The sequence below is a fragment of the Pyrinomonadaceae bacterium genome (genome assembly GCA_036277115.1).
In the GTDB taxonomy this organism is placed as follows: Bacteria; Acidobacteriota; Blastocatellia; order Pyrinomonadales; family Pyrinomonadaceae; genus UBA11740.
In genome coordinates this window covers 233,186-259,537 of sequence record DASUNM010000021.1, presented here as the reverse complement: position 1 = coordinate 259,537, position 26,352 = coordinate 233,186, and the positions used below count along the sequence as shown (strand labels likewise).

General features: G+C 56.7%; 25 protein-coding genes and 2 tRNA genes. 13 read left to right on the top strand and 14 right to left on the bottom strand.

Annotated elements, in window-relative coordinates; genetic code table 11:
- Window positions 1-39: 39 nt before the first annotated feature.
- Window positions 40-116, bottom strand: a tRNA-Pro gene (locus VFX97_05390).
- A gap of 140 nt (window positions 117-256) precedes the next feature.
- Window positions 257-835 (bottom strand): MerR family transcriptional regulator, encoded by a 579-nt coding sequence (locus VFX97_05385; protein HEX5702631.1) that lies wholly within the window; start codon window positions 833-835, stop codon window positions 257-259.
- Between the two features lie 213 nt (window positions 836-1,048).
- On the opposite strand from VFX97_05385, the gene VFX97_05380 reads away from it, so the two are divergent.
- A complete protein-coding gene (locus VFX97_05380; GenBank protein ID HEX5702630.1) occupies window positions 1,049-2,218 on the top strand; it encodes an aminotransferase class I/II-fold pyridoxal phosphate-dependent enzyme in 1,170 nt (389 codons plus the stop codon).
- A gap of 61 nt (window positions 2,219-2,279) precedes the next feature.
- Window positions 2,280-3,305 (top strand): thiamine-phosphate kinase, encoded by a 1,026-nt coding sequence (gene thiL / locus VFX97_05375; GenBank protein ID HEX5702629.1) that lies wholly within the window; start codon window positions 2,280-2,282, stop codon window positions 3,303-3,305.
- A 129-nt stretch (window positions 3,306-3,434) separates the two neighbouring features.
- Here the strand turns inward: thiL and VFX97_05370 are convergent, their stop codons facing one another.
- Window positions 3,435-4,991, bottom strand: coding sequence for a cation:proton antiporter (locus VFX97_05370; protein ID HEX5702628.1), 1,557 nt, complete (start codon window positions 4,989-4,991; stop codon window positions 3,435-3,437).
- Between the two features lie 362 nt (window positions 4,992-5,353).
- Here VFX97_05370 and cysS point away from each other — a divergent pair, with 362 nt between their 5' ends.
- The 8 genes from cysS to VFX97_05330 all read left to right on the top strand — a co-directional run bounded on the left by cysS (window position 5,354) and on the right by VFX97_05330 (window position 14,157).
- Window positions 5,354-6,754, top strand: coding sequence for a cysteine--tRNA ligase (cysS, locus tag VFX97_05365; protein HEX5702627.1), 1,401 nt, complete (start codon window positions 5,354-5,356; stop codon window positions 6,752-6,754).
- Window positions 6,755-6,855: 101 nt separating this feature from the next.
- Entirely contained in the window at window positions 6,856-7,698 is an 843-nt protein-coding gene (locus VFX97_05360; GenBank protein ID HEX5702626.1) for an NAD(P)-dependent oxidoreductase, read from the top strand.
- Window positions 7,695-8,756 (top strand): lipopolysaccharide heptosyltransferase II, encoded by a 1,062-nt coding sequence (gene waaF / locus VFX97_05355; GenBank protein ID HEX5702625.1) that lies wholly within the window; start codon window positions 7,695-7,697, stop codon window positions 8,754-8,756. Before VFX97_05360 ends, waaF begins: the two co-directional genes overlap by 4 nt.
- A gap of 208 nt (window positions 8,757-8,964) precedes the next feature.
- Window positions 8,965-9,522 carry an isoprenylcysteine carboxylmethyltransferase family protein gene (locus tag VFX97_05350; GenBank protein ID HEX5702624.1) on the top strand — a complete coding sequence of 186 codons (558 nt, stop codon included), beginning with the start codon at window positions 8,965-8,967 and terminating at the stop codon, window positions 9,520-9,522.
- Between the two features lies 1 nt (window position 9,523).
- On the top strand, window positions 9,524-10,339 hold the full coding sequence (locus tag VFX97_05345; protein ID HEX5702623.1) for a DUF3108 domain-containing protein: 816 nt from the start codon (window positions 9,524-9,526) through the stop codon (window positions 10,337-10,339).
- A complete protein-coding gene (locus VFX97_05340) occupies window positions 10,326-11,138 on the top strand; it encodes a glycerophosphodiester phosphodiesterase family protein (GenBank protein ID HEX5702622.1) in 813 nt (270 codons plus the stop codon). The genes VFX97_05345 and VFX97_05340 overlap by 14 nt, the downstream gene beginning before the upstream one ends.
- A gap of 129 nt (window positions 11,139-11,267) precedes the next feature.
- Window positions 11,268-12,587: an inositol-3-phosphate synthase gene (locus VFX97_05335; protein ID HEX5702621.1), complete on the top strand. Its 1,320-nt coding sequence runs from the start codon at window positions 11,268-11,270 to the stop codon at window positions 12,585-12,587.
- A 355-nt stretch (window positions 12,588-12,942) separates the two neighbouring features.
- Window positions 12,943-14,157, top strand: a complete 1,215-nt coding sequence (locus tag VFX97_05330) for an AAA family ATPase (protein ID HEX5702620.1) — start codon at window positions 12,943-12,945, stop codon at window positions 14,155-14,157.
- A gap of 34 nt (window positions 14,158-14,191) precedes the next feature.
- On the opposite strand, the gene VFX97_05325 is transcribed toward VFX97_05330, so the two are convergent.
- The 4 genes from VFX97_05325 to smpB form a co-directional block, all read right to left on the bottom strand.
- The gene (locus tag VFX97_05325) at window positions 14,192-15,001 is read right to left on the bottom strand and encodes a HEAT repeat domain-containing protein (GenBank protein HEX5702619.1); all 810 of its coding nucleotides are present in this window, start codon (window positions 14,999-15,001) and stop codon (window positions 14,192-14,194) included.
- Between the two features lie 39 nt (window positions 15,002-15,040).
- Window positions 15,041-15,874, bottom strand: a complete 834-nt coding sequence (locus VFX97_05320; GenBank protein HEX5702618.1) for a DnaJ domain-containing protein — start codon at window positions 15,872-15,874, stop codon at window positions 15,041-15,043.
- A gap of 102 nt (window positions 15,875-15,976) precedes the next feature.
- Window positions 15,977-17,482, bottom strand: coding sequence for a leucyl aminopeptidase (locus tag VFX97_05315; GenBank protein HEX5702617.1), 1,506 nt, complete (start codon window positions 17,480-17,482; stop codon window positions 15,977-15,979).
- A gap of 18 nt (window positions 17,483-17,500) precedes the next feature.
- Entirely contained in the window at window positions 17,501-17,968 is a 468-nt protein-coding gene (gene smpB, locus VFX97_05310) for an SsrA-binding protein SmpB (protein HEX5702616.1), read from the bottom strand.
- Between the two features lie 100 nt (window positions 17,969-18,068).
- On the opposite strand from smpB, the gene VFX97_05305 reads away from it, so the two are divergent.
- Complete coding sequence (locus VFX97_05305) at window positions 18,069-19,571, top strand: phospholipid carrier-dependent glycosyltransferase (protein HEX5702615.1); 1,503 nt, start codon at window positions 18,069-18,071, stop codon at window positions 19,569-19,571.
- A 4-nt stretch (window positions 19,572-19,575) separates the two neighbouring features.
- On the opposite strand, the gene VFX97_05300 is transcribed toward VFX97_05305, so the two are convergent.
- Together VFX97_05300 and VFX97_05295 are read right to left on the bottom strand one after the other, a co-directional pair.
- A complete protein-coding gene (locus tag VFX97_05300) occupies window positions 19,576-20,811 on the bottom strand; it encodes a competence/damage-inducible protein A (protein ID HEX5702614.1) in 1,236 nt (411 codons plus the stop codon).
- 3 nt (window positions 20,812-20,814) lie between these two features.
- Window positions 20,815-21,309 (bottom strand): luciferase family protein, encoded by a 495-nt coding sequence (locus VFX97_05295; protein HEX5702613.1) that lies wholly within the window; start codon window positions 21,307-21,309, stop codon window positions 20,815-20,817.
- Between VFX97_05295 and VFX97_05290 the strand changes: the two genes are divergently transcribed.
- On the top strand, window positions 21,308-22,456 hold the full coding sequence (locus tag VFX97_05290; GenBank protein HEX5702612.1) for an isocitrate/isopropylmalate family dehydrogenase: 1,149 nt from the start codon (window positions 21,308-21,310) through the stop codon (window positions 22,454-22,456). The genes VFX97_05295 and VFX97_05290 overlap by 2 nt on opposite strands.
- A 119-nt stretch (window positions 22,457-22,575) precedes the next feature.
- Here VFX97_05290 and VFX97_05285 read toward each other — a convergent pair whose 3' ends face one another.
- The 5 genes from VFX97_05285 to VFX97_05265 all read right to left on the bottom strand — a co-directional run bounded on the left by VFX97_05285 (window position 22,576) and on the right by VFX97_05265 (window position 26,083).
- On the bottom strand, window positions 22,576-23,457 hold the full coding sequence (locus VFX97_05285; GenBank protein ID HEX5702611.1) for a hypothetical protein: 882 nt from the start codon (window positions 23,455-23,457) through the stop codon (window positions 22,576-22,578).
- Window positions 23,458-23,518: 61 nt separating this feature from the next.
- Window positions 23,519-23,878, bottom strand: coding sequence for a hypothetical protein (locus VFX97_05280; GenBank protein ID HEX5702610.1), 360 nt, complete (start codon window positions 23,876-23,878; stop codon window positions 23,519-23,521).
- The gene (locus tag VFX97_05275) at window positions 23,875-24,414 is read right to left on the bottom strand and encodes a hypothetical protein (protein HEX5702609.1); all 540 of its coding nucleotides are present in this window, start codon (window positions 24,412-24,414) and stop codon (window positions 23,875-23,877) included. Before VFX97_05275 ends, VFX97_05280 begins: the two co-directional genes overlap by 4 nt.
- A 138-nt stretch (window positions 24,415-24,552) precedes the next feature.
- Entirely contained in the window at window positions 24,553-25,548 is a 996-nt protein-coding gene (locus tag VFX97_05270) for a M28 family metallopeptidase (protein HEX5702608.1), read from the bottom strand.
- A gap of 49 nt (window positions 25,549-25,597) precedes the next feature.
- On the bottom strand, window positions 25,598-26,083 hold the full coding sequence (locus tag VFX97_05265; protein ID HEX5702607.1) for a transcriptional repressor: 486 nt from the start codon (window positions 26,081-26,083) through the stop codon (window positions 25,598-25,600).
- 154 nt (window positions 26,084-26,237) lie between these two features.
- Between VFX97_05265 and VFX97_05260 the strand changes: the two genes are divergently transcribed.
- Window positions 26,238-26,323, top strand: a tRNA-Leu gene (locus tag VFX97_05260).
- Window positions 26,324-26,352 lie beyond the last annotated feature (29 nt).

Sequence of the window (26,352 nt, the reverse complement as noted above, 5' to 3'; positions counted from 1 at the left end):
AAAAGGCTTTCCGTTTTTTACACGGAAAGCCTTTTTTAATGGTCGGGACGACTGGATTCGAACCAGCGACCTCACGCACCCCAAGCGTGCGCGCTACCAGGCTGCGCCACGTCCCGTCAACGCTTTTAGTATCGCCGCAAACATTTGGATTTCAAAACGTGCGCCCCGGTGCGAGCGTCAGAATACCGATTTTAGTCGGGTGCCGGGCCCGGAAAAAGGCCCGACTAAAAGTTGGTACCCTCACGACGCGAGTTAATCACTCTTCTTCGGTGTTTTTCCGGAGTTCCGCGTCGGTTTCGTTGAGCAAGTTCAGAATCTCTTTGAGTTCGGACGCAATCCGCCGCAACTCAGCCTTACTCTCATTGCTGATGTCATCAGAACCCGGTGACGCTGAGGCTTCGAGCGCCGGTTGCGGGGCGGCTGAGGATATCCGCCCGGCCAGTGATGGAGGCGGTTTTAGGCTGCGTACCGGCGCTTTTGCGACCGCCACATTGTCGCGCACGGGTCCGCCAGTGCGTAATTCATTTGCCAATTTCTTTTTCGCTCCTGCGATAGTGTACTGCTCGTCGTAAAGCAACTCTTTGATCCGCAGCGCCATTTCCACGTCGCGGCGCCGATAAGTGCGTTGACCCGCCCGGTTTTTCTGCGGCGCCAGCGTCGGAAACTCTGTCTCCCAATACCTCAGCACGTGCGCCTGCACCCCGGCGAGCTCGCACACCTCACCGATTTTAAAGAACAACTTTTCAGGAATGGCGACGGAAGTCATCGAGAGTGCGACCGCAAAGTGCCTGCGTCGCCGGGCCGACCTTTCAAAGGCCACGCGAAGCTGGCGCATGTTAACTGCCGGAACTTTTGCATGTCAACAGTTTCTTACACTTACGGCGCCCGAGTTCATACTAGAGTTTAAAACCAAAATCTTAAGAGCGCAGTCTTCACAGCCGGCTCCAGCGGAATTCCTGGGCATGCGCGAGGATTAGGCGAGCAACACGACCGCGGATATAATCTCGTGTTCTAAGCACCCGCCCTAATCGGAGGTTTCTTACCAAAAATGATCGCTACGGCCGCCGGGTTTCGCCTCGCCGCGCGCTTTGATGAAGTCGGATTTTCCGACATCGTAAACATCCGTAATCGGGTCATGGAACTCCGAACGCAGGGCGCGAGCGTCTATCAGTTCGAAGGCGGCGAACCCTTCCGTCCGACCCCTGACTACATTAAGGACGCCATGGTCGCCGCGCTGAAAGACAACAAGACTCGCTATGCGCCCTCGTCCGGCATTCCCGAACTGCGCCAGGCCATCACTGACAAGCTGCGAACGCGCAACAATATTCCGGCGAACGTTGAGAACGTCCTCGTGGTCATCGGCGGTATGCAGGGTCTGTTTGCCGCGTTCCAATCGGTGGTCAATCACGGCGATGAGGTTCTGGTGTTCTCGCCGTTCTGGACTCCTATCAAAGATTTAGTCGCGCACTGTGAGGGACGGATCGTACTCGTCCCCACCCAGGAAGCGCGCGCGGACGGATTCGCCGCAACCCTCGCGCGCTACGCCTCGCCAAAGACGCGCGCCATCTACTTCAACACGCCGACCAATCCTTCCGGCGTGGTGTTTACGCGAGCTGAAGCCGAGGCAGTCGCTCGCTTTGCAATCGATCGTGACCTCATCATCATCGCGGACGAAGCTTACGAAGACATCGTTTACGACAGCGAGCACTTCTCAATCGCTTCGCTCGACGGCATGTTTGAACGAACGATCACGACCTTCACGTTGTCGAAATCTTATGCGATGACCGGCTGGCGCATTGGCTACGCAGTGGCAACTGAACCGTGGATGACCGGACTGCGCAAAGCGCTGCTGTACTCTTCCAACGGAGTTTCGACGCCGACGCAATGGGCGGCGCTGGCAGCGTTCACGACCGATTCAGACTTTTTGGAAACCTCGCGGGCTGCTTATCGCGAGCGACGCGACTTGTTGGTGGCTGGATTGAGTGAACTCGGTCTGACCTGCGACCCACCGGCGGGCGCGTTCTACGCTTTTCCGGACGTGACGCGCATCAGCGCCAACAGTCGCGAAGCGGCGGAAGTCTTATTGAACCGCGCCCAGGTAGCCACCGTCCCCGGCGTAGTGTTCGGGCCCGACGGTGAAGGTCACGTGCGGTTTTCCTTCTCGACTTCGATCGAAACCATTCAGGGCGGCCTCGAATCCCTGCGACGGAATCTTTAGTTCAGAGTTCAAGCTTCAGCTTGCTAGTATGAACAGCGTAAACGCTGAACTCTGAACAATCATGAACGAGTTCGATTTCATCCGCCGGCTTCGTGAGCAAACCAAATCACGCTCCCAATCTTCGCGGCTAAGCGTCGGAATCGGTGACGATGCAGCAGTGATTCGACAATACTCCGACCGCGACTTTGTTTTAACGACGGACCTGCTGGTCGAAGGCATCGACTTTCACCCGCAAATTACGCCACCTCGACTCCTCGGTCACAAAGCACTGGCGGTTTCAATGTCAGACATCGCGGCCATGGGCGCGCGTCCACGTTGGGCGCTTGCTTCAGTCGGCTTTGCGAAAGACGTTTGGGATAGCAACTTCAAAGATGACTTCTTCGCGGGCTACCTGGGACTGGCTGATCGATATGACGTCACACTTGCGGGCGGTGATGTTTCCGCCTCGCCGCAGATTGTTATCGATTCAATTCTCGTTGGCGAGGTAACGACCGGACGGGCCGTTTTGCGATCCACTGCGCAACCCGGCGATCAAATTTTTGTAACGGGCAGTCTCGGCGGCGCCGCGGCGGGATTGAAGCTGATTGAATTTGGCGCGCGTGTGTCAGAACCGGGAGCCGCCGGATCGGACAGCGACGACGACGCGATCCAAGCCCTTCTCCTTCGCCAACTCTCTCCGCAACCGCGTGTCGGCTGGGGCATCGTTCTCGGCGAAGAGCATCTGGCTACTTCAATGATCGACATCAGCGACGGCCTCTCTTCCGACCTGCATCACCTTTGCACCGAGAGCAGCGTCGGCGCGACGATTGACGCCGCGTCGCTCCCCCTTGATGAAAACGTGGTGCATCTCTGCGGCCGTCGCGCGCTCGACCCGCTTGCGCTCGCTTTGCATGGCGGCGAGGATTTTGAGCTGCTTTTTACCGTTGCTCGAGAAAACGTAAAGCGCCTGCCGCAGCTCGTGGATGGGATTCCGATTTCACACATCGGCGAAATTGTAGACGCGACGGGAAGCGTGCGCGTTAATGAACAGAATCGAGTCTGGGAGCTTGCCCCGCAAGGTTTCGAGCATTTCGGGGATAAGTCATGAGCGTGACCGAGGTTCGACAGCCAGGCCGGTTTCCTGCCAGGCTTTCCAGCCGCCTTCCAGGGCGCGTGCGTTTTTGTAACCTGCCTGTCTGAGTTCCTGCGCCACCCGGGCGCTGGTCGCTTCGTTTGGTCAAGCACAGTAGGCAATCAGCCATGCCTCCGGATTGAGACCGAATTTCCTCGCTTCATGAACCACGTCGTCGGGCGCCAGACGCACTGCGCCTTTGGCCTGAGTGTCGCTCTCTTCCAAACTCCGTTCTGTGCGCACGTCGAGGATCACGACCGGCTCGTTCGCTTGCCAGAGACGCTTTAACTCATCTATTGAAATTGTCTGCGAAGCGATTTCTGTTTCCAGAATTCCCGCGGCGGGTTCAGAAGCGGACGAGACGTCCCCGGACTCGGGAGCGACAGCGACTGGTAGCTTCGCAATCGAATGCAGCTCCTGACTTGTAAAGCCTGGCGGCACGCTGGTAACGAGCCCTTCCCGCCTCGCGCGCCGGCGCGCCAATCTCGCCAGAAGCATCGGCGAGCCACCGTGCACAACGACCGATACCAGCACCACCAGCGAGCAGACGGCGAACAATTGATCGCCCCCGGGCATGCCGGCGAACACCGGCAAAAGAATCAACAGCAGTGAACTGAGACCGCGCGGACCGAACCACGCGATCAGCAGGCGCCCGCGCGGGTGTACGTTTGAACCCTGCAGCGACAGCAAATACACCGGCGTCCTAACCAGCACTGCAATCGCGGTAAACAACAAACTGGGAACGCTGATCACCGTAAAACCACTCCAAATCAAAGAGCCTCCGAGCAGCACGAAGGTAAAGAGCAAAAACATCTCGGCCGTGACTGCGCCATACTCAACAAAGCAATCGCAAAGCTCTACGTCCAGCGCGGCGATGGTTATGCCCGCCGCAAAGGCCGCCAGAAATCCGCTGCCGTGAACCGACTCAGCCGCCGCGAACGCGGTGAACGCCACGCCGAGCGAGTAAAGCGATTCATAGTCGCGCCGCACGCCAAGACGCTTTCTAATTAGATCGAGCGCGGCCACGGCCACTAACCCGACCATCACTCCCGCGCCCGGACCAAGAATGAAAAGTTTTAGACTTAGCGTTGCCAGGGCGCCACGGTCGGGCGATCCGCCTCCAAGAAAAGCCATCGCCACCAGCACGATGGGCAGGAGGACGACATCGTTCAGTCCGCTTTCGAGCTGAAGCGGTTTGCGCGCGTCTTCCGGAATGTCTCGGCGGCGCAGCAGACCTCGCAGTAAGACTGGATCGGTTGAAGCCAGAGCAGCGCCGAGAATCGCGGCGGCCGGAACCGAAAAGCCGAGCAGCCACCATCCGGCCCACGCGATGATGGCCGCGGTGACCAGTGTCCCCGGACCCAGGAGCCGAAATGCGAGGGCGGCGTGACGCCGGACGTCGGCAATGTTAAGCGAGATAGCGTCGGTAAAGAGAACCAGCGCGAGGCTCAAGGTTGCGACGACCCGCAGGCTTGGAGACTGTAGCGAGACGTTGAGGACAGCGAGACCGTAAGGGCCGAGGGCGGCTCCGAGGGCGAGAAACACGGCCACCTGCGGCAGACGGCTGCGATCAATCAACCCCGAAAGCAGCGCTGACACGATGATGACGGCGCCAATGATGGCCAGCGACGATGCAAACGATTCGGCCGTGAATTCAGTCATCGGGAACTTAGGTCAGAAACCTTCTCGATCAACCACAGATTACACTGATTACGAAGACCGTTGAAGCGATCGATGATTGGTGATCCCTGGCTCTGCTCAAGAAAACTCATGAGCGATCTGTGTCTTTCTCCCCTCCCCGCATGGGGTTGGGGGTGGGGTTTGTCTGGCTCGCCACCTCTCCCCCCAACCCCCTCTCCGCTTGCGGAGAGGGGGACAACGAGATAGAGCGCGCGCGACTTTTTTGTGCAAAGCCAACATTAGTAGGGGGGAACGACATCTCGACTTTTGCGGAATCTCACCGGCGTTAAAACAGACTTGGGCCTGTTTGACTCGCTCATTTCCCTTCCCTATTCTCGCTTTCAATGTTGCGCATTCATAACACGCTCTCGGGTCAGCTGGAGGAGTTCAAACCGCTGGTTGAAGGCGAGGCGAAGTTTTATTACTGCGGCCCGACAGTCTGGGACTACGGACACGTCGGAAATTTCCGCTCGGCGATTGCCCAGGATGTTGTGCGGCGCTACCTGAAATTCAAGGGCTTTCGGGTGACGTCAGTCATGAATCTGACGGACGTTGACGACCGGATCATCGCGCAGGCGCAGAAGGCCGGACAATCCATCGATGACTACACCGCGAAGTACATAGACGCGTACTGGGAAGATTTCGATGCGCTCGGTTGTGAGCGACCCGATGTCGCTCCGCGCGCGACTCGGCACATCGCTGAGATGGCCGACTTGATCGAGAAGCTCGAGCAGAGCGGTCACGCTTATCGATCTGATGACTCGATCTATTACCGCATCAGCTCGTTTCCGGAATACGGGAAGCTGTCGAAGATAAATTTCGAGGGCAACATCGCCGGCGGGAGCGATCGCATCGACACCGACAAGTACGAAAAGGAAGACGCCAGGGACTTCGCACTTTGGAAAGCTCCGTCAACCCCCGATGAACCTGCGTGGGAGACCCAGATCGGGCGCGGCCGCCCCGGTTGGCACATCGAGTGTTCGGCGATGTCGATGAAGTATCTCGGCGAGACCTTCGACATGCACCTCGGCGGCATCGACCTGGTCTTTCCGCATCACGAGAACGAAATCGCGCAGAGCGAGGGCGGGACGGGAAAACAGTTCGCGCGCTACTGGTATCACTTTGAACACTTGAAGGTCGAAGGCGAGACGATGTCCAAGTCGAAAGGAAACTACTACACGTTTCGCGATATTGCGGAGAAAGGTTTTTCCCCCGCGGCCGTGCGCTACTTCCTGCTGAGCGTTCCCTTCCGCAAGCAGTTGAACTTCACGTTTGACGCCTTGCAAGGCGCTGAGAAGACGGTTGAAAGCCTTCGCGATTTTCGCGCACGGCTCGAGGAAGCCAGAACAGAAGCCGGCAGCAACGAAGGCGTCCGCCACGCGACTGAACAAGCGTTGAAAAATTTTGAAGCGGGTATGGACGACGATCTGAACACGTCGGTGGCGCTCGCGGCGATTCACGATCTGACCCGCGCGGTGAATCCCGAGATGGCGAAGGGCAAGCTGCTCGACGACAACAGGCGTGAATTGATTTCGGCGCTCGAACGGTTCGACAGCGTGCTGAACATCTTTGGAAAACCACAGCGCGAATTGCTTGACGACGAAATTCAGGCATTGATCGACGAACGTCAGGAAGCCCGTCATCGGCGCGACTTCGCCCGCGCAGACGAGATTCGCGACGAATTGACCGAGCGCGGTATTACCCTTGAAGACACCAAAGACGGCGTGCGGTGGAAGACTAAATAAGTTTCAAGTTCCAAGTTTCAAGTTTCAAGTTTGGGTGAGCAGTCAGGACTTGAGACCGAAGCTCTTGCAAATCGCAGAACTTGAAACGTGAAACGTGAAACTTGAAATTCTTAGTCACAGGCGGCAGCGGTTATCTCGGCACTCACCTCCGCTCGTTTTTCAATGCCGAAGACCTCTCGCGACGCAGTCAGCTGGACGTGCTTAGTCCTCTCGACGCGGCGCGCGCGGGCGCTTATGACGTCGTGATTCATCTGGCTGCGCACCTCAGTAAGGATCCCACAGACGCCGAACAAACATTTCGCACGAACGTCGAGGGTACCCTAAACCTGCTGCGTGTGATGGAACCAGGGACGGTTTTCATCTTCGCATCAACGAAAGATGTCTACGGGCCGCATGCCGACGCATTTGAAGAAGTGTCTGAGACGTGCAGCACAGAATACGCGGATCACAGCGCCCTGGAATGGTCGAAGCTGGTAGCCGAAAAGTACGTGCAATACTACGCCGCGCAGCGAGACTTCCGTTCGTGCATCTTTCGGCTTTCGACGGTCTACGCGCGTCCCTCGGAAGGAAACGTCAACGGGGTGGTGACGCACTATGTTGAATCGGTTAAGCGTGGCTGGCCGATTCGCCTGCCGCTCGAAGGCACACCAGTGCGCGATATTCTGCACGTTGATGATTTTGCGCGTGCGTGCCAGGCCTTCATCGATTCGCCCGTGACGCATGGGCTGTATAATCTGGGGGGAGGTAAAGAGAATGCGCTGTCTCTTCGTCAAATAATTGATAAGACTGCGGAGATCATTCAGTGCAATCCGGTCATTGACGAGGAGAATCCGTTACCGCCGCCGGTGCCGCTGAATTATGTTTCCGATTTGACTCGGGCCAGTGAGGATTTAGGCTGGCGGCCGCAGATGGGAATCGACGAAGGCCTGCGGAGTTTGATTTGATCAAAGCGCACGACGTCAGCAGCATTGTCGTCCGCGCGCCCAACTGGGTCGGCGACGCGGTGATGAGTGTCGCTGCCCTTCGCGAGTTGCGCCGTCTGTTTCCCAACTCGCACATTACGGTCGTTTCGAAGCCAGGCACGGCTGAAGTCTTCGCCGGCGCTGATTACATCGATGACGTGCTGGTTTACGAACGCGCCGGTGTGAAATCATTTTTCGATCAGGTCGACGCGTGGAAACAGCGGGAGTTTGATCTCGCGCTCCTCTTTCAGAACGCTTTCGAAGCAGCCGCTCTTTCATTCATAGCGCGTGTGCCCCTGCGGGTTGGTTACGCGACTGAACGGCGGGCCTTTCTCCTGGGTCACGCGGTGCCGGTCCCCGCATGGAAGAGCGAACGCCACGAGATCTTCTACTACCTGAATCTCGTCGCGGAACTGGAAAAGCTGTTAACTGGATCGACCGCTGAGCCAGCGGAGCCCCATTTTGGAATTTCAGTTTCTGACCGGCAGAAACGTGAGGCACGCCGGCTTTTGCTGGAGCGAAAGGCGGAAACCGCGAAACCGTTAGTTCTGCTCTGCCCCGGATCAGTGAACAGCCGCGCCAAGCGCTGGCCGGCGGAACGGTATGCGGCGTTGGCGGATCAATTCGCAGACACGGGAGCCACAGTCGCACTAATTGGCGCATCGAGCGAGCTTGATGTGTCGCAAGCCGTCGCTGCAATGACCAGGCGGCCGCCAGTCGTGTTCACCGGCCAAACTTCAGTCTCAGAAGTCCTCGCGCTCATCAGCATCGCCGATGTCCTGATTACGAACGACACCGGGCCCGCGCACATTGGGGCCGCGGTGGGTACGCCGACTCTCGTAATCTTCGGGCCGACTAATCCACTCACCACGCGCCCCTTTGGGCCCGCGGGGGAGATTATTCGCTACCCGCCGGAGTGTGCGCCCTGCATGTTGCGGGACTGCCCCATCGATCATCGCTGCATGACTGCGATTGCGCCTGAGGAGGTCTTCGACCGTGCTCAGAGGGTAATGCGGCAGCGTCTGGAGGTTGCCGTCTGAAAACTTTTTACAAATACCAGGGACAACTCGGTTTGGCACCATCTCATCTCACGCCTGAAAGTCCGAAGCGCGAGCTGATGTCTGGGGAGACGCTGCGGGCAACGCGCCAGCAGTTACGTCTGCTTTGCGCTTCGGACTTTTGCTTTTCTACTACTCGCCTTCGTTGGTTACTTCTCAATAACATTCCAATATTTGTGAGGCCGCTGTCGTGAGCGCACGCCGAGGCGGAACCTGGTTTCAACGTTGGCGCGTGCCGCTTGGATTCCTGATCGCGCCGATTTTTGTTTTGCTGGCCCGGCCCAGACCCTGGACCCTGGCGATCGGTGGCGTCATTGGTTTACTCGGACTGGGGTTGCGCGCGTGGGCTTCGGGCCACCTGCGGAAGAATGACGCGCTCGCGATTACTGGCCCGTATGCATACACACGGAACCCGCTGTACCTCGGGAGTTTCTTAATTGGGATCGGTTTTACCGTCGCCGGTGGTCGATGGGCGCTGGCCCTCCTGTTTGCCGCGCTGTTCCTGGGCATCTATGTCCCCGTCATGCGCGTCGAATCCGCGACGCTGGAGGAGCTGTTCGGGCATAAATATCGCCGGTATGCTCAGGCGGTCCCCCTGTTCATCCCGAGGCCGCGGCCGTATCGCGAAAAGGCCGGTGCGAAGTTTGATGTGACGCTCTACAAGCGCTATCGGGAATATCAGGCGGCGCTCGGCTTTGTAATTGCGTGGACTTTGCTAGCGCTCAAGGCCTGGTACTTTCGTTATTGATATGAGAAGTAGGATCTTCAAAAGCTCAGTTCGCGTCGCGTTGCTTATTCTGGTCAGCATCCAGGGCGTCGCGTTCGCACAGCAAAAGCAGACGTCGAAATTGCCCTTCGCGCGCGGCGAGCAGCTCCTCTACAAGGCTGAGATCAATCGCGGACTATTGCGGGGCATTGACATCGGCGAGCTGCGGTTCAGCGCGAATCTCGCGAGCGACAACAACGTGAGCATGGTGGGCGATGCCGTGTCGAAAGGTTTCCTGATCAGGCTTACCGGTACTCACTTCCAAATCCACGTTGAATCGGTTGCTGACGCGCAGCCATTTTCGGTGCTGCGAATGAAAAGCACTTACAAGGACAAGCGCAACACGACTTATAGCGAAGCCACGTTCGACACCGACGCCGGGAAGGCCGTTTGGACTGAAAGCAAGCGTGATGAGAAGCCCAATGCGACGACGCTCGCCATCAACAGTCCGGTACATGACGTTCTGACTTTGATCTATTTTGTGCGCACCCAAAACCTGAAGCCCGGCCAAACATTTGAAGTCATGATGGTGGATGCCGGTCGGACTTATCGATGTGTGGTGAATGTCGTCGCCGGGAAAAAAATGGGCAGTCCGGTCGGACGCGTGAATACCGTGCGCGTCGAGCCCGCTATTTTCGATGGGAATCGTGAGGTTCGCCCGCGCGGCACGCTCGTAATTTGGATGACAGACGACGCCCGTCACATTCCCGTGAAGGCCCAGGTCAAAGCGCAGATCGGTAACGTCGATATCAATCTCAAGCGCGTCACCTATCGAGATGCGGTCCTTGCGCGCAACTAAATCCGTAAGACAATCCGAAGCGATTTCACAAACCAGCCCATTAATCATTGGTCATCGGGGCGCGTCAGCCTTTGCGCCAGAAAATACTTTGGCGGCATTCGCACGCGCGCTTGACGACGGCGCAGATGGACTTGAGCTTGATGTGCGACTTGCGAAAGACGGCGCCGCGGTTGTAACTCACGACGCCACGCTGCGACGCACGGGTTTGACGTCAGGTGAAGTCGCAAGGATGACGTCCGCACAACTCGCAAAGGTTAACGCCGGCAGTTGGTTCAATCGCGCACACCCCACGCTTGCGCGCGATGAGTACGAGCAGCAACGCGTGGCCACGCTCACCGATGTGTTTCAGTTACTCCGCGACAAACCAGGCGTCATCTACGTTGAGCTTAAAACCGACGGCGCAGACTCATCCAGCGATCTGGTGCGAGCCGTTGCTGACGCAATCGTCCATTTCGGTTTCCACGCACGCGTGGTGGTAGTTAGTTTCAAGCTCCCGGCATTAGCCACAATCAAGTCGCTCAATCCTTCGATTCGGACGGGGGCATTATTCGCGCCGCAACGTCGCCCTAATGTGAGCTGGCGGGCGGACTCAATGCTAGCCGCCGCAACTGACTGCGGCGCGGACGAACTTCTGCCGCATCGCCTCCTCGCGCGACCGAAGCTCATCGAGAAAGCGCGTGACCAGCACCTGCCAGTCGTTGTCTGGACAGTGGACGATCAATCCTGGGTCTCTCGCGCTGGAACTCTCGGCATCCATGCGCTCATCACCAACAATCCGGCTCAACTACTTAACGTTTAGAGAGCTACTGCCCGCCATTTGCTGCTACCCGGCCTCTAAACACAATGCTCACGTGCGAATCGCGCACGTCTCATGTATCATCGTCGGTCTAGTCATTCGTCCTAAATATCCGGAGGTAAATTCTTAGTAATGCCAGTACAGAAGGGCGCGGAAGTCGCGCCTGCTAAAGGTAAGCTCGGCGTTTTGCTGGTCGGCCTGGGCGCGGTCAGCACCACATTCATCGCCGGCGTTGAAGCAATCAAGAAGGGTTTGGCCGAGCCAATCGGCAGCCTCACACAGATGGGTGCGATTCGTCTGGGCAAGCGTACGGACAACCGCAACCCGAAGATTAAGGACTTTCTCCCGCTCGCGACGCTTAACGACCTGGTGTTTGGGGCCTGGGACATTTTCCCCGATTCAGCCTACGAAGCCGCGCTGCATGCTGGCGTGCTCGAGAAGGATATCGTCGCGAAACTGAAGAAACCGCTCCAGAAGATTAAGCCGATGAAGGCTGTCTTCGACCAGTCGTACGTCAAACGTCTCAGCGGCGCGAACGTAAAAACCGGCAAACACAAACTTCAGCTGGCGAACCAGCTCATCGACGAGATCGCCGAATTCAAGCGCATAAACAAATGCGATCGCCTGGTAATGATTTGGGCGGCGTCGACGGAAGTGTTCATGAAGCAGCACGCCGTTCATCGCACGCTAAAATCGTTCGAGCAGGCGATGCGCGACAATCACAAAGCCATTGCGCCCTCGATGATCTACGCCTATGCCGCTTTGAAGTCCGGGATTCCCTTCGCAAATGGCGCGCCAAATCTTACGGTGGACATTCCCGCGCTGATGGATTTGGCCAACGAGAATGGCGTCGCCGTCTGTGGAAAAGATTTCAAGACGGGTCAGACTTTGATGAAGACGATCCTCGCGCCCGGCCTGAAGTCGCGCATGTTAGGACTGGATGGCTGGTACTCGACCAACATCCTGGGTAATCGCGATGGCGAAGTTCTTGACGATCCCGATTCTTTCAAAACAAAAGAAGAATCAAAACTCTCGGTCCTGGAGTACATCCTCCAGCCTGATGTTTATCCGGAGCTCTACAAAGACTTTTCGCACGTCGTGCGCATTAATTACTACCCGCCGCGCGGCGACAACAAAGAAGGCTGGGACAACATCGATATCTTCGGCTGGCTGGGCTATAAGATGCAGATCAAGATCGACTTTCTCTGTCGCGACTCAATTCTGGCGGCTCCGATCGTGCTTGACCTGGCGCTTTTCCTCGATTTGGCCCAGCGGACCGGCATGAAAGGCGTGCAGGAGTGGCTTTCGTTCTACTTCAAATCGCCCATGACTGCGCCTGGCTTGTACCCGGAACACGACATTTTCATTCAACTGATGAAACTGAAAAACACGCTGCGTCACCTGCGCGGCGAAGATCTCATCACCCACCTCGGACTCGAGTACTACGACTAACTTAGGAAAGGGCTGACGTTTTGAGAAGCGCTCAGCCCTTTCCGTGTACCTGCTCTCGACCCTGTTTGGCACCACGCCAAAGTGTCAGTGACAGAGTGCCGCTAATTGTCACGCTCGTGTTACATAAGCGCGTAGTACTTAACGACACTTAACAACTCTTCAAATATTTTGGATGACATTTCGCGGTACGTCGTATATATAGCGTGTGGGTTGATGCGTCAGGCTCCGAGCGAGCGAACGAAACAATCCCCGCGCGCATCATTGCGATTAGCGGATCGTCCTTTGCATTAGTTGCAGACGGAGGATCCAGTCGCCACGAAGCGAGGGCAACGTGGTAACGGGTGGGACAGAAATTATGGCAACCCCAGAGAAACAATTAGAGTCATTGGACCAGACAGTTTTTCTTGACCCCGATCAAAAGAGTCCGCGAGCGCAGGACTTTGAAGACCGTCTGGAAGGACGCATTGTCGGCCAGGAACGCGCGGTCCGCCGCATGGCCGGGCTGTACCAGATTTTTCTCGCGGGCATGAATCCGATCAATCGGCCAATCGGCACGATGCTGTTTCTCGGGCCGACAGGTTCGGGCAAGACTCGCGTCATCGAAGCGGCCGCGGAAGTTCTGTTCGGCGACACGAATGCGGTCGTCAAGATCGACTGTGCCGAATTTCAGCACTCGCACGAAATCGCCAAGCTGATTGGCTCGCCTCCGGGATACCTGGGCCATCGCGAGACTTCTCCGATGCTGACGCAGGAAAATCTCGATCGGATGCACACCGACGAGATCAAACTGACCCTGGTGCTGTTCGATGAAATTGAGAAAGCTTCAGACGCGCTGTGGCAGTTGCTGCTCGGCATTCTCGACAAAGCGACTCTGACCCTGGGTGACAATCGCCGCGTGGATTTCTCGAAGTGCATGGTCATCATGACTTCGAACCTCGGCGCGCGCGAAATGTCCGAACTGATTTCCGGCGGCATCGGCTTCGCGCCCGGCAAAGGCGTAAAGAACCCGCAAGACACGGAAGTCGATCAGAAAATTTATCGCACCGCTGTCGAAGCAGCCCGGCGGAAGTTCTCGCCTGAGTTCATGAACCGCATCGACAAAGTGGTCGTGTTCCGCTCACTCAAAGAGCATCATCTGCGCGCGATTCTCGATCTGGAATTGCAGGCGGTGCAGGATCGCATCATGATTTCGGCCGGCACCAAGTTCGTGTTCCAGTGCTCTACCGAAGCGAAGGACATGCTGCTGGAAGAAGGCATCGACTACAAATACGGCGCCCGTCACCTGAAGCGCGCGGTTGAGCGATTCCTCGTTTACCCGCTATCGAATCTGGTGGCGACGGGACAGATTGGCCTGGGCGACCTGGTGTTCGTCGGGCTTAATTCGGATACAAAACGGCTGGTCTTTTCGAAACAGTCCGGTGGGGCGCTAATCACGGACATCCCGGAAGCGCCGGCCCAGGAGAAGAGCCTGGCGGCGCGGTCCGGAAGCGTCGGCTTGCCGATTCCGCAGGTTAAGGAATCAAAAGCTGCGAAAAAAGGCCAGGGTCGCGGCGAACGCGCCGAAGGCTAACTCCGCACGACAAGCGAACTACGAAGGCGTCGGATTAATTTCCGGCGCCTTTTCCTTTTGCACGGTTGATTTGACGGACCGCGAGGCGGGCGGCTTCCGAAAGATAAGGATCAGCGTTGGCTAGAAAGGCTGCGTTCAAGGCCGGCAGGGCCGAATCATCGCCAATTCGGCCGAGCGCGGTTGCGGCTTCACGTCGCGTGTCGATCGAGTTCGATTCATTCTGTAACGCGCTGATCAAAACCGGCACCGCTGCGCGACTGCCAATCTGCCCCAGTGATCGCACTGCTGACCTGACGACGAATTCTTCTTCGTCACTCCTGGACTTCTGCTTCTTTGAACTGTCGCCGGCGATGATCTGCGCGAGCGCGGGCACCGCCGCGGCGTCACCGATCTCACCCAAAGCGATCGCAGCCGCCGCGCGCACCGACCGTTGCTTGTCACGATTCAACAAATCAACGAGAGGGGAAACCGCAGAAGGATGGCGAGTCTCACCGAGCGCGAAGACGATTTCGCGACGCACGAACTCCCCTTTGTCTTTCAGCAGCGGAAGTAACAACGTCGCGGCTTCGTGGTTGGGCAAAGAAATAACTGCGTGGGCTGCCGCAGCGCGAACGGTCGGACTCGCGTCATTCAACGCAGCCGCTGCCGCGCGTGACGCTTCGGGCCGCTTCAGATTCTCCAGGCGCATCAACGCGTCCCGCCGTTCCTCAACTTCCAGCGATCCCAACCGCTGGCGTTGCCGTTCGATTTCCCGCTGCACCGGTGTCAGGCGCGTGCTCTCCTGGCCGACGGTGAGTGTCGTAAACACAATGCAGGACGTGACAACGGTGACGATACCCGCCATTCGTCCACACTGTTTTGACCTCCGGTGGTTTGTCATCAGCTAATTACCAGCATCGATTCGTGACGCGACGGCGTGCAGCGTATCAATAATCAGGACCGCGATCGGCGGGTAAAACAACAAGTCGTAAATGAGAAGCAGCGTTGTTGAAGATGATGCGCCCACCGCATTGGGAACATGGCGAAACAAAAGAGCCAAATCTGAAAAGAAATCCTGTGAATGCCATCCGATCAACAAACCAATGCCCAGGCTGACCACATAGCCGCCCAACAAAAACGCGGTAGCCGAGAATCTCGAGAATGGTTTTGCCTCAGCCTTCTCTTCTTCGGTAATTGAGTAGTGAATGTCATGTGGCCGGTATGTGTAATGGCGAAAATATTCGCGCAGGCGGCGAGCCAGGTGCCACACTCCAGTCATAAAGAGCGTCACGAGAATCGCGCGACCCACCACGCCGAACGACTGCCACAGCGGGGGCTTGATCATGGCCACGAAGAAGGTCGAAAGAAAAAGCGACACCGTCGTAAAGACGGCCCTTTGGCGAGCAATACTCTCGCGCCGATCATTTTCGAGGATTTGATTTACGACGCGGTCCCAACGCGCCTGCATCTCACGTGCGCGTTGCGCGTGCGGATTCTCAGAATACAGGATTGAAGCGGCCTGGGTGCCTTTGTCGAGTTGCTGATCGTGAAATGCCCGCTCTTGCGGATCGATTAGTGTGTGATAGGCCAGCGACAGCAGTGCGAACTCGCGTGCAGCTTTTTCGGAACCACGATTTACATCGGGATGCTGCTTGCGCGCCAGCTTTCGATAGGCGGACTTAATCTCGCTGGCGGGCGCTGAACGCTTAACTCCGAGGACCTGGTAATAATTGATCATCGTAGGGGAACAAGAGGATACGCGCTCGCTTTGGCCGCGTGATCGCGAGCGAATCCTCAGTTTCAGGGAGATTTTAGCATCCTTCGACGCGAGGCGGCGAATTTAAGATGCGTTCTGGGCGGCCGAGCGTTCGATGAACTCGACCAAAGTTCGCACCGCAACTCCGGTTGGTCCCTTAGACCGAAAGGGCGTGGCCGGGTCGCCCCAGGCAGTGCCCGCGATATCGAGATGCGCCCACGAAACTCCGTCGGCGAATTCTTTCAGGAACGCCGTCGCTGTGATCGTGCCCGCTTTCTTGCCGCCCACATTCTTGATGTCCGCGATGTCGGATTTAATTTGGTTCGTATAGTCGTTGTCGAGCGGCAGTTGCCAGAAGCGCTCGCCGACTTCTTTGCCTGCAGCTATGAATGAATCTATCAAGTTTTGATCGGTCCCGAGGATGGCCGTGTTGACGTCGCCGAGCGCAATCGAAACCGCGCCCGTCAAAGTCGCCATGTCGATGATCTGAGTGGCCCCGAGCTTCTTCGCGTAGGCGATCGCGTCCGCGAGAATCAAGCGACCCTCGGCGTCGGTGTTGATGACTTCGATTGTTTTCCCCGTCATTGCGCGCAGGATATCGCCCGGCTTGGTTGCTTTGCCCGAGGGAAGATTCTCGCAACAGGGCGCCACGCCCAGCACCGGAATGGACGGCTTCAGCTGCGCAATCGCACGCATAGTGCCGATGACTGTCGCCGCACCGCTCATGTCATACTTCATCAATTCCATGTTCTCGCCGGGCTTCAGAGAGATGCCGCCCGAATCGAACGTGATTCCCTTTCCGACGAGGGCCAACAAGCCGTCCGACTTGGTCTTTTTCGCCGGGGTGTACTTCATTACGATCAGCTTCGGCGGCTCATCTGATCCGCGCGAGACGCCAAGGAACGAACCCATGCCGAGCTTTTCGATCTGCTTCTGATCCAGCACATCAATCGCAAGCCCGAACTGTTTCGCGATCTGCTTAGCGCGATCAGCCATTTCGGTTGGCGTGAGATAACCGCCGGGCTCGTTCGCCATGTCACGCGTCACATTCGCCGATTCGCCGATGATTCGCCCGCGCTCCGCGCCGCGCTGAAGGGCTTTTTGGTCTGCGCCTTCGATCACAACATCGAATCGTTCGACCTGGCGATCTTCTTTTTCTCTCGTGCGGTACTTGTCCGGGTCAAACAGTCCCAGGATGGCGCCGCCAATTACCGTCTGCGCGACGCGCTCAACATCACCGTCGGCGCGCGGAACGATCGCGATCGTCTTCGCGGCTTTGCTGCGCAGGAAACGCGTCGCCGTGCCGCCCATCTGCGAAATTTGGCGCGGCCCATACTCACCGCGCTCGCCGCAACCAATCAGAAGTAACCTCTTCGCCTGCAGCCCACTATCGGTGAGATGGAAGTAGGCCGTCTCGCCTTCCTTCGCTAAGAATTCTTCCGACTTGATGATTGATGTAATGGCCCGATCGACCGCCTTGTCCAAAGTCTTAAGCACACCGTCGTCTGGCTTCTCGCCTTTGAAAACCGCCACTGCGATAGCGTCCGCGTCGATCTTATTGATTGATTGTGAAGTTCCTCTGACGTCCATTTATTAAGCGCCTCTCATTTATCGATTTCTTTGTTTCAGCTGCGCGCGTGTCTCGCGATCGACCAGGCGCCGCAGTTCAGTCTCCCGTTTGTCGTAAAGCTTCTTGCCTTTAGCAACTCCGATTTCGAACTTAATCCTGCGTCCCTTTAGATAGACCCGCGTGACCACGAGCGTCATTCCCTCCGCGGCCGCCGCCTGGTCAAGCTTGTCGATCTCGCGCCGGTGCAACAGCAGTTTGCGTGTGCGCAAGGGATCGTGGTTCGCAAAATTACCGTGCGTATACGGCGAGATATGCGCATTGAACAGCCACGCTTCGCCTTCACGAACCCCAACGTAGGACTCTTTCAATTGGATTCGGCCATCGAGCACGCTTTTCACTTCCGTCCCGACCAGGGCTATGCCCGCCTCGTACTTCGCGGAAATGTGATAGTCATGAAACGCCGCGCGATTTGTGGCCAGGACCTTCTCTGCCGTCGCTGTTGCCATTAAGGGATTGTTAAATGGTGACTATAACAAGCGGCGCAATGACGGACAAGCAAAGGACGTTTCGGCCGTCGAATGTTCGCTGTTATCCTCGCGCGAGATTATGAACCAGCGAATCCGACTGTGGACTTTCTTGTTTGCCGTCGCGGCGATTCCGAGACTGCTCGGCGCATTTCTTCTGCCCAATACATTCGGCGACGCTTACGTCTACATCCGAGACATCGGGACCCTAAGCACGAAGATCAAAGCCGGCACCTTAGCACTCACAGACTTGTACGGGTTCTGGCTGCCTCTGTACCAGTTGATAGCAGCGTTCGTTAACGTGTTTGTTGGGAATGGCTTTTACACAGGAAAGATTGTTTCGGCCGTGGCGGGAATCGGCATTTGTCTGCTCGTGTACACGATCACACTGCGCGTTGTGCAGCACCAAACCGCTGCACTTCTGTCATTTCTGCTAATCGCGCTGAACCCGCTTCACATCATGAATTCCGCGTCAGCTATGACTGACGTTCCGCACGCACTGTTCGTACTCGCAAGTCTTTACTTTGTGCTGAAGAAGCGTTGGGTGGTGGCGGCGGTTTTCGCTGCGCTTGCCGGGCTGACGCGCGTCGAGAGCTGGATGTTGATTGCGCTCATCCCCACCATTCAGTTTTGGAAAGAACGTCGTGTTTCGATTCCTGCTCTGCTCATCATGCTCTTCGCGCCGCTCTTTTGGTTTTACGTTTCGTGGAAGGCCACAGGTGATTGGCTGGCTTGCTTCAAAGCTCGTGACCAATACAAAGATTGGCTCCTGACGCAGAACCCCGCGCTCGCCGAATTCTCAGTGAGAGGCGTGGTGCAGGATACCGCGATGCTGGTTTCGGGGATCGATCTGGCCGTGCTTTGCGCCGCGCTGGTTGCAGGCTGGCTGGTTGTCAGGCGCTTGACTCAGCGGGCTGATGGCGCAGTCGCGAACCTCGACGACGGTGCGAAGCCCGCACCAATGAGCATCGACTCAATACTTCCGCTGCTCGTTTTCTTCTTTCCCTTCCTCGGCCTGCTCGTCGTCGCTTATCTGACCCATCAGCAGCCGATTATCTTTCCGAGATACGGCCTGATTCTTTTCAGTCTGGGCATTCCGATCCTTGCGTGGACTTACTTCGCGATTGTCCGTCGCCGACCGCAATGGTCCCGGCGAATTCTGATAGCGATCGTCCTGCTCTGTGCAGTGAACTTTTCCGCGCAATTTGCCGGCGGAATTGGCGAACTGAATCGCTATCGGGCTCAACGCCACGTGGCTAATTACCTGGGCTACCAGTTCGAAATGAACCCGGGAGTAAAGATCTTTTGCGATGAAGGAACTGTGCGAGCGCTTTCCGGAATTCCAGAGGATCGGTTCGTCACTTCAGCAGACGCGCCGAAAGATCCGGAGGACTTTCTCACTTTCCTCGAAAAGCTAAATGTAGAGTGGTTAGTAGTCGTGGTGAAAAATGATTCCCTCGTAAGACGGCTCTTTCCCGATTCTCAGTACGGCGAGCCAATAGGGCCTTACGAGGCGGTCATGTTGCGTCAGTCGCCATTCTTGCACATTCGAATGTTCATCTATCGGCGTAAACCGGCTCCGTAAACTCTCAGATCAACCGTCTCCTCAACATATCCAGCGCCGCCTGCGATGCGCGCCAGCGAATGAGTTCGCGGTCGCCGGGCAGCGTTAGCTTCTTGTGCTCAGTGTGCGCGTCATCGGCCAGTGCGATGTAAACCAGGCCTACCGGTTTTTCTTCCGTGCCGCCGTCGGGGCCGGCAATTCCAGTCACTGCCAAACCAAAATCGGTTTTCGCTTTATGACGAACGCCGCGCGCCATGTCGCGCGCAACCTGTTGGCTCACCGCCCCAAACTCCTTGATCAGTTTTTTGTCGACGCCCAACAGACGCGTCTTCGATGCGTTTGAGTAGGTCACAAGTCCTTCAATGAAATATTTTGAAGAGCCGGGCACACTGGTCAGACGTTGCGCGATCAATCCGCCGGTACAACTTTCCGCGACCGCCAGGGTGAATTCAGTCATCGCCAGCCGCCGCCCGACAACTTCTTCCATCGTCTCGCCGCGAAATGAAAAGACGGAATTGCCGAGCGCCTCTTCAATCTTCAGCGAAAGGTGATCGAGTAACGCCTCGGCATCGCCTTCGGTCCGCCCATGCGCGCGCAGGTGAATCTCGACTTCACTGCTATTGAAGAGAATGGTCGTTTGCGGATTATCGAACTGCGTGTAGATCGGCGAAATCTTTTCATCAACCGCGGACTCACCCATGCCCGTCACCCGCATTAAGCGCGTCGCGAAGCGCACGTCCCCCGCGATCTTTTCCAACCGCGGCTTCACTTGGGTGTCGAACATCGGTTTCATTTCACGCGGCGGGCCGGGCAACAGGGCGACGGCGCAACTTCCCTGCTCCAGATAAAGCCCGGGAGCAGAACCGTTCGGATTGGCCAGCACTTCAGCGCCATCTATCACCATCGCCTGACGCGAATTTCGTTCCGGCATAGTCACGCCGAACCTTTGAAACTTTTTGCGAATCTCTTCGAGGAGCTTTTCGTCGAGCGACAACCGGCGGCCGAGCGCGCGGGCGACAACTTTGCGCGTGATGTCATCCTCAGTCGGGCCAAGTCCGCCCGTCGCAATCACCACGCGCGAACGCTTCACCGCATCCTTCACGACTTCTTCCAGACGCGCATCGTCGTCGCCGACGATCGTTTTCAACTTTACGTCAATGCCGATGCGATTCAGTTGATCGGTAAGCCAGAGACTGTTTGTGTCGCTTTTGTTTGGCGACAGAAGCTCAGAACCGATAGCGATGATTTCTGCGGAGAGCATACGTCAATTTTTGACCGCGTCGGCGTAGGCATGACTGAGCCACTGCAAAGCGTCGTGAATATCCGTTTCTGATTCGACGATGAAGGAAATCCACTTCCCACCGGGCGTCGATGTGATGACTCGCTCGTCTTTCTTCATCTTCTCAGTGATGTCGCGGGAACGCCTGCTTAAGCGGAACGCGATGCTGTTCGGAATGTCGATCGCACGCGTGCGTGGCAGCGCGGCAAAAATTTTCTGGCCGTGGTATAGGCCCGTGAAGCCGAACATCGGGCGTGAGCTCACATCCGGCCACGCAAGAATTTCGTTCTCAAGCAAGGCGGCGAACCGCTTGATCTCTTCAGATGCACGCCGAAGCGTTGGTCTCGGATTCGCTGATGACTTGCGAGTGCCTTTCTGAACTCGACGCATAAACCTGACCGGAGTCGCTACTGTAACGCCGGCCGCGCTTCTTGTCGATTCTTTCACCCGTCGCTTATAGTCAATTTCTTTTTGAACCATGGCAAAACAATCCTATTCAATCGTAGCTTTACCCGGAGACGGAATTGGTCCTGAGGTTTTGGCGCAGGCTCTGCGCGTCTTGCGTGCGGCCGGCGAGCTGTTTCAAATCAACTTTCAGATCGAAGAGATTCCCTGCGGCGGCCACTACTACGCGGAACACGAGATCGAGTGGCCCGAGGGTTCGTTTGAAAAGTGTCAGGCTGCAGACGCAGTTCTGCTCGGCGCGGTCGGTCACGATATCGACGGGAAAACGGTTTTCACGAAGCCGGGTAAACCATATCCAGAGCCTCAGTTAGCGGGCTTTGCGCAGGTGATTCTCAATAGGCAGAAACTTGATCTGTACGCGAACGTGCGGCCGGTCAAGCTCTATCCCGGAGTGAAGCACAAGATCCACGGCGAGCTAAAGCAGGTTTGGGAACCGGGCAAGGTCGATTACGTCGTGATTCGCGAGAACACCGAAGATGCGTACACAGGCGAGACCAGCGATATCGACGGCGGGCGTGTCACGCCGATTCGCATTACGCGCCGCGCGACCGAACGCGTCGTGCGCTACGCTTTCAACCTGGCGCGCCGGCGAAACAAACAGAAAAAAGTTACCTGCGTTGAAAAGTCGAACATCATCGGCGCCCATCGCTTTTTCCGCGAAGTCTTCCGCGAAGTCGGCCAAAGCGAGTTTCCCGACATCACGCTTGATTACGCTTACGTCGATGCGTTCTGTCAGTGGCAGATTCGTAATCCTGAATGGTATGACGTCGTAGTCGCGCCTAATTTGGCGGGCGACATCATCAGCGACAACGGTGCGACGACCGCCGGCGGATTAGGCCTGGCGGTTGGCGGCAACATCGGCGACGAGCATGCGATGTTCGAACCGATTCACGGCAGCGCACCGAAGCATGCGGGTAAGGACAAAGCGAATCCGCTCGCGGCGGTGCTCTCGATGCAAATGATGCTCGACTGGCTGGGGCAGCGTCACGATGACGAGCGGCTGCTGCGCGCGGCTGCGAAAGTGGAGGTCGCGGTGTCGGAACTGCTCAGCGAAGGCCAGACACTGACGTACGATTTGATTGGCGAGGAGAAAGCTTCTCGCTGCAGCGAGGTCGGCGCCGCGGTTGAAGAGAAACTGCGAAAGCTGTCATCGACAGTTTAGCGGACGGGCTACTCCCGCAGGTTGCTACTACAAAGAAAGAGGCGGGCAGGAGCCCGCCTCTAAGCCACGCAGAAGTCCCCCATTCCTAATCCTCGGGTTTCCTCCTCGTTACCGTCCTTCTATTGATTTGGTTGGCTGCCGCGACTCAATACTTTAGTGCTGAGTACCTTTCCCGCATTATCGAGTAGGACTTCGATAACGCTGCCGCCGCTGTCCTGAACGCGCCGCACCGTCTGTCCCGCAGAGTTCGTTGTTTCAGACAAAACTCGCAAACTCGAGACATTGCCGATCGTTTTCGAATCGACGGCTTTCCCGGCCGTATCCAATGTCCGCTCGACAATGTTTCCGGTCGTGTCGACAGTGCGCTGAACGGTTTGGCCAAGCGTATTAACCGTCTGGCTTAACACGCCGCCGGGTTGAAGCGCTGTGTTCGCGACACCGCCAACGGTGTCAACGGTCTTGTCTACCGTCTGCAATAAGCGTTCGAGGATCTGCGGATTGCGATCAATCGTCGTGAGCGTGCGGTCGATAATCTGCGCCACGTTATCGAGTCTGACCTTCAGTAAGACTTCGGCTTTGACTCCTTTAATGTTGAGCTTCACCTTGTCGATGCTCACGTCAGCACCGGCCGATAGAGCCAGCAGATTCGCCAGGCGCGCATCCAGCGATACCTTCGCCTTCAAATTGTCGACCTCGAGATTGATCTCGTCCACCGACAGGTTTGGCACGTCGAGCAATACATCAGGATCACCAGTCGCGGCTTCCTGACGACGACGGGCGCTAGACTCCTGCTGGCGCGTGCGCTCTTCCTGCGTCAGCGGGCGCACGGGCGTGACTGGTGTCGGCGAAGGCCGCGGTTGCTGTTGGTTATTCCGTGTGCTGCCGCTGGTGATTGACGCGTCCGTTGATCCGGTGGTTGTTGTAGGTGTTTGCGCCACTGCGGCGATGCTCGCCAGCAAAACACAGGCGCCGCAAAGGGCGAGGCTCCTCAGGTGATTCATGTATCCTCCAGGTTTGGTCCAGGGTTTCAAATGGAGGGGGCCAACGTTTCGAAAAAGCAATTCAGCGCGGGGGACGCGCGGGGCGTGAGTTTAAGCGATCCAGAACTTTTTGAATTGAGCCACGGAAGCGAACGGTGCCGGTGACATTGCGCATTAACACATCAATTTTTCCGGCACGCACCTCGACCCCCACATTCATGCTCAGGTTCTTCCCTTCGCGGCTGTCCAACCCGACCGAAGTCGCCGCGAAAAAATCGTTCTCAGTAATACGGCGCTCAACAATATTCAAATCAAAGGTTTCTTCTGCGCTTACGCGCTGAACAGGATCGGGAGTGGGAGGAAGTTTCTGTTGGCTGGCACAGCCCACCGCCGCCGCCGCCACGATTGCCGAAATTGAAACGATTCGAGATATGAAATTCACGGCTTACCCTTCTGACTATTAGTCGCGCCAGCCGGGGTCGCCGGTGGTGGAGCGTTAACAGGAGTATTTGCTGGCGACGGCGCCTTTGGTGGTTCGCTATTTTCAGTAATGGGAATTTCGCCGAGCGCTTCTGCCACGATACGTTCAATATCAGCCAGCCGGCTGGTTATCTTCAAACGAATGCCAATGTTTCGGTAGGTCACGCCGGGCTCGAGTTTGTCGGGCAGATTGAATCGCTCAACCTGCCAAATCGTCTGGTTTTTGGACTTGTCGAGAAACTCAACGGTGGAATTGGCGATGGCGTCGAATCGCAGCGATTCGGCCGTAATATTCGCGATGATGGCTATGTCCGCAGCTTCCACATCCGGATCGTTTCTGATGTCCGGAAGAACGGGCATGGGTTGGGCCGGGGGCGCAGGTGGTGTCGATCGTTGCGTCCGTGCAGTCGGCCGGCTTGTTCGACGCCGTTGAGCAGTCGCCTCCGTAGCCACGGACAAGACTCCCAACGCGCAAACAATCGCGAACAGAATTTTCATTTTTGTTTTAACTTGCGTCAGCGCTCGGAACTTATCTGCACTCTATTAAGACAACATTCCATCAGGCACCGTGAGGAGCAAACACAATGCCATCCAAGAGTTTTCCAGGGACCGATGCTGTCGAGAAGCGTGGCCTGACTACTTTGCGTGGGTTCGAATTCGTTCTTCGATCTTCGGCAAACTCAGAATCATCGCGTCGCCGACCGCTTTCAAACTCTTCGCCGAAACTTTATCGAGGGTGTCTTCCTTGGTGTGCCAGTAAGGATAGGTTCCCAGCTGAATGATATCGACCGCATCGACGCCCGCGCGCAGGAACGGTGCATGGTCGTCGTCACTGACGCCTTCGTAAGCGTCAGTGAACTGTGAGCCGTAGCCGGCTTGCTTTGCGGTCTGCCAAATTAGATCGACAAGCCATTTCGAACTTAAAGCCGGACGCCCGAACTTCAGATCTTTATAGCCCACGATGTCGAGCAAGATCATCGAGCGCAGGCGCTTCAGCTCATTTTTCGCTATCAGCTGAGTGACGTAATGGCGGCTGCCGTACGTGTTATCCGGAAGTTCATTGCCGGGATCTGCAGGATTCGGGTTCTGACAAGTATCCCAGTCCTCGCAAAACGGTTCTTCCCCATCGAAGAAAACGAACCAGTAAGTGAATTTCGGTTTTGGTTTCGCGGCCAGCACGCGCGCGATTTCAATCACTGCTCCGGTTGAAGATCCGCCGTCATTCGCGCCGACAAACTTGATGTCTTTGAAGTACTTGGTGTCGTAGTGACTTGAGATAATGATGACGTCAGCTGATTCACCGGCGAGTTCAGCCGTGACATTCACCATCTTCTTCTGGCCTTGCGGCGTCGTCGCTTGAAACTCGTCGGCCATGACGTTGAGCCCGTACGACTTCAGCTGATCGACGATGTAACCGCGCGTTTTCTCTAATTCGGCCGAGCCCGCAGGCCGCGGGCCGAACTCAACCTGTTTGCGCACGTGTTCAAAAGCACGATTGCCGTCAAAGTCGGAACCCGACTTTGGCTCAGGCGAATTCACAGTTCCAATGTTTGTCGGCTTGTTATTGGTACTGGGACAACCGAGCAGCGACAGCGGCAGAATCAGCGCGAACGCAACGGTGAAAAATCGCACAGGACTTCTGGAGAATTGAATGAGTTGGCGGCGAGTTTGAGTCATCAGGTTAGCGGGCGGCAGCGCGCGAAGTCGGGGTCTTCTTCACGCTCGGTATACGGGCCTTTCGACAGTCATAACAAACACCAATCATCCGCAAGAGATGCTCGGTGAGCTCAAATCGATGCTTGGCGGCCATCGCATCCTGAATTGCTTCCAGTTCCGGGGAATAAAACTCGATGACCTTGTGGCACTCAGAGCAAATCATGTGGTCGTGATGCTCATGTTTGTAATGGTGCTCGTAATGCGCGCGGCCGTCGCCGAAGCGCACCTCGCGCGCCAGCCCGGCTTCCATCAGCAATCGCAGCGTTCGATAGACTGTCGTCTGCCCCACGCTCGGATCCTGTGCTTGCACCAACCGGTAAAGGTCTTCGCCGGACATGTGACCTTCGGTGCGCAGGAACACATCCAGAATCAGGTCGCGCTGCGCGGTGCGCTTCAACCCCTTCTTCTGAATGTGTTTTACGAAAACTTCCTGCTCTTCAGTCATCGGCATGGCAAGACTCACGAAGCGGCTGGCATTTTACCACCGCCACGATGTGGTCAGAAGGGCGAGTATGCTGCCGTAACCAAAACGGTGGCATTCGGTGGTGGCCAACGACAACTGGACTTCTGACACAATGAAGCTGCGTGGTATCTTTTTGCGGATTGCCGGGGTGGCGGAATGGCAGACGCTACGGACTTAAAATCCGTTGACCGTAAGGTCGTGTGGGTTCGAGTCCCACCCTCGGCACCAACTCTTCCATTCGAGCTGACATCGAAGCA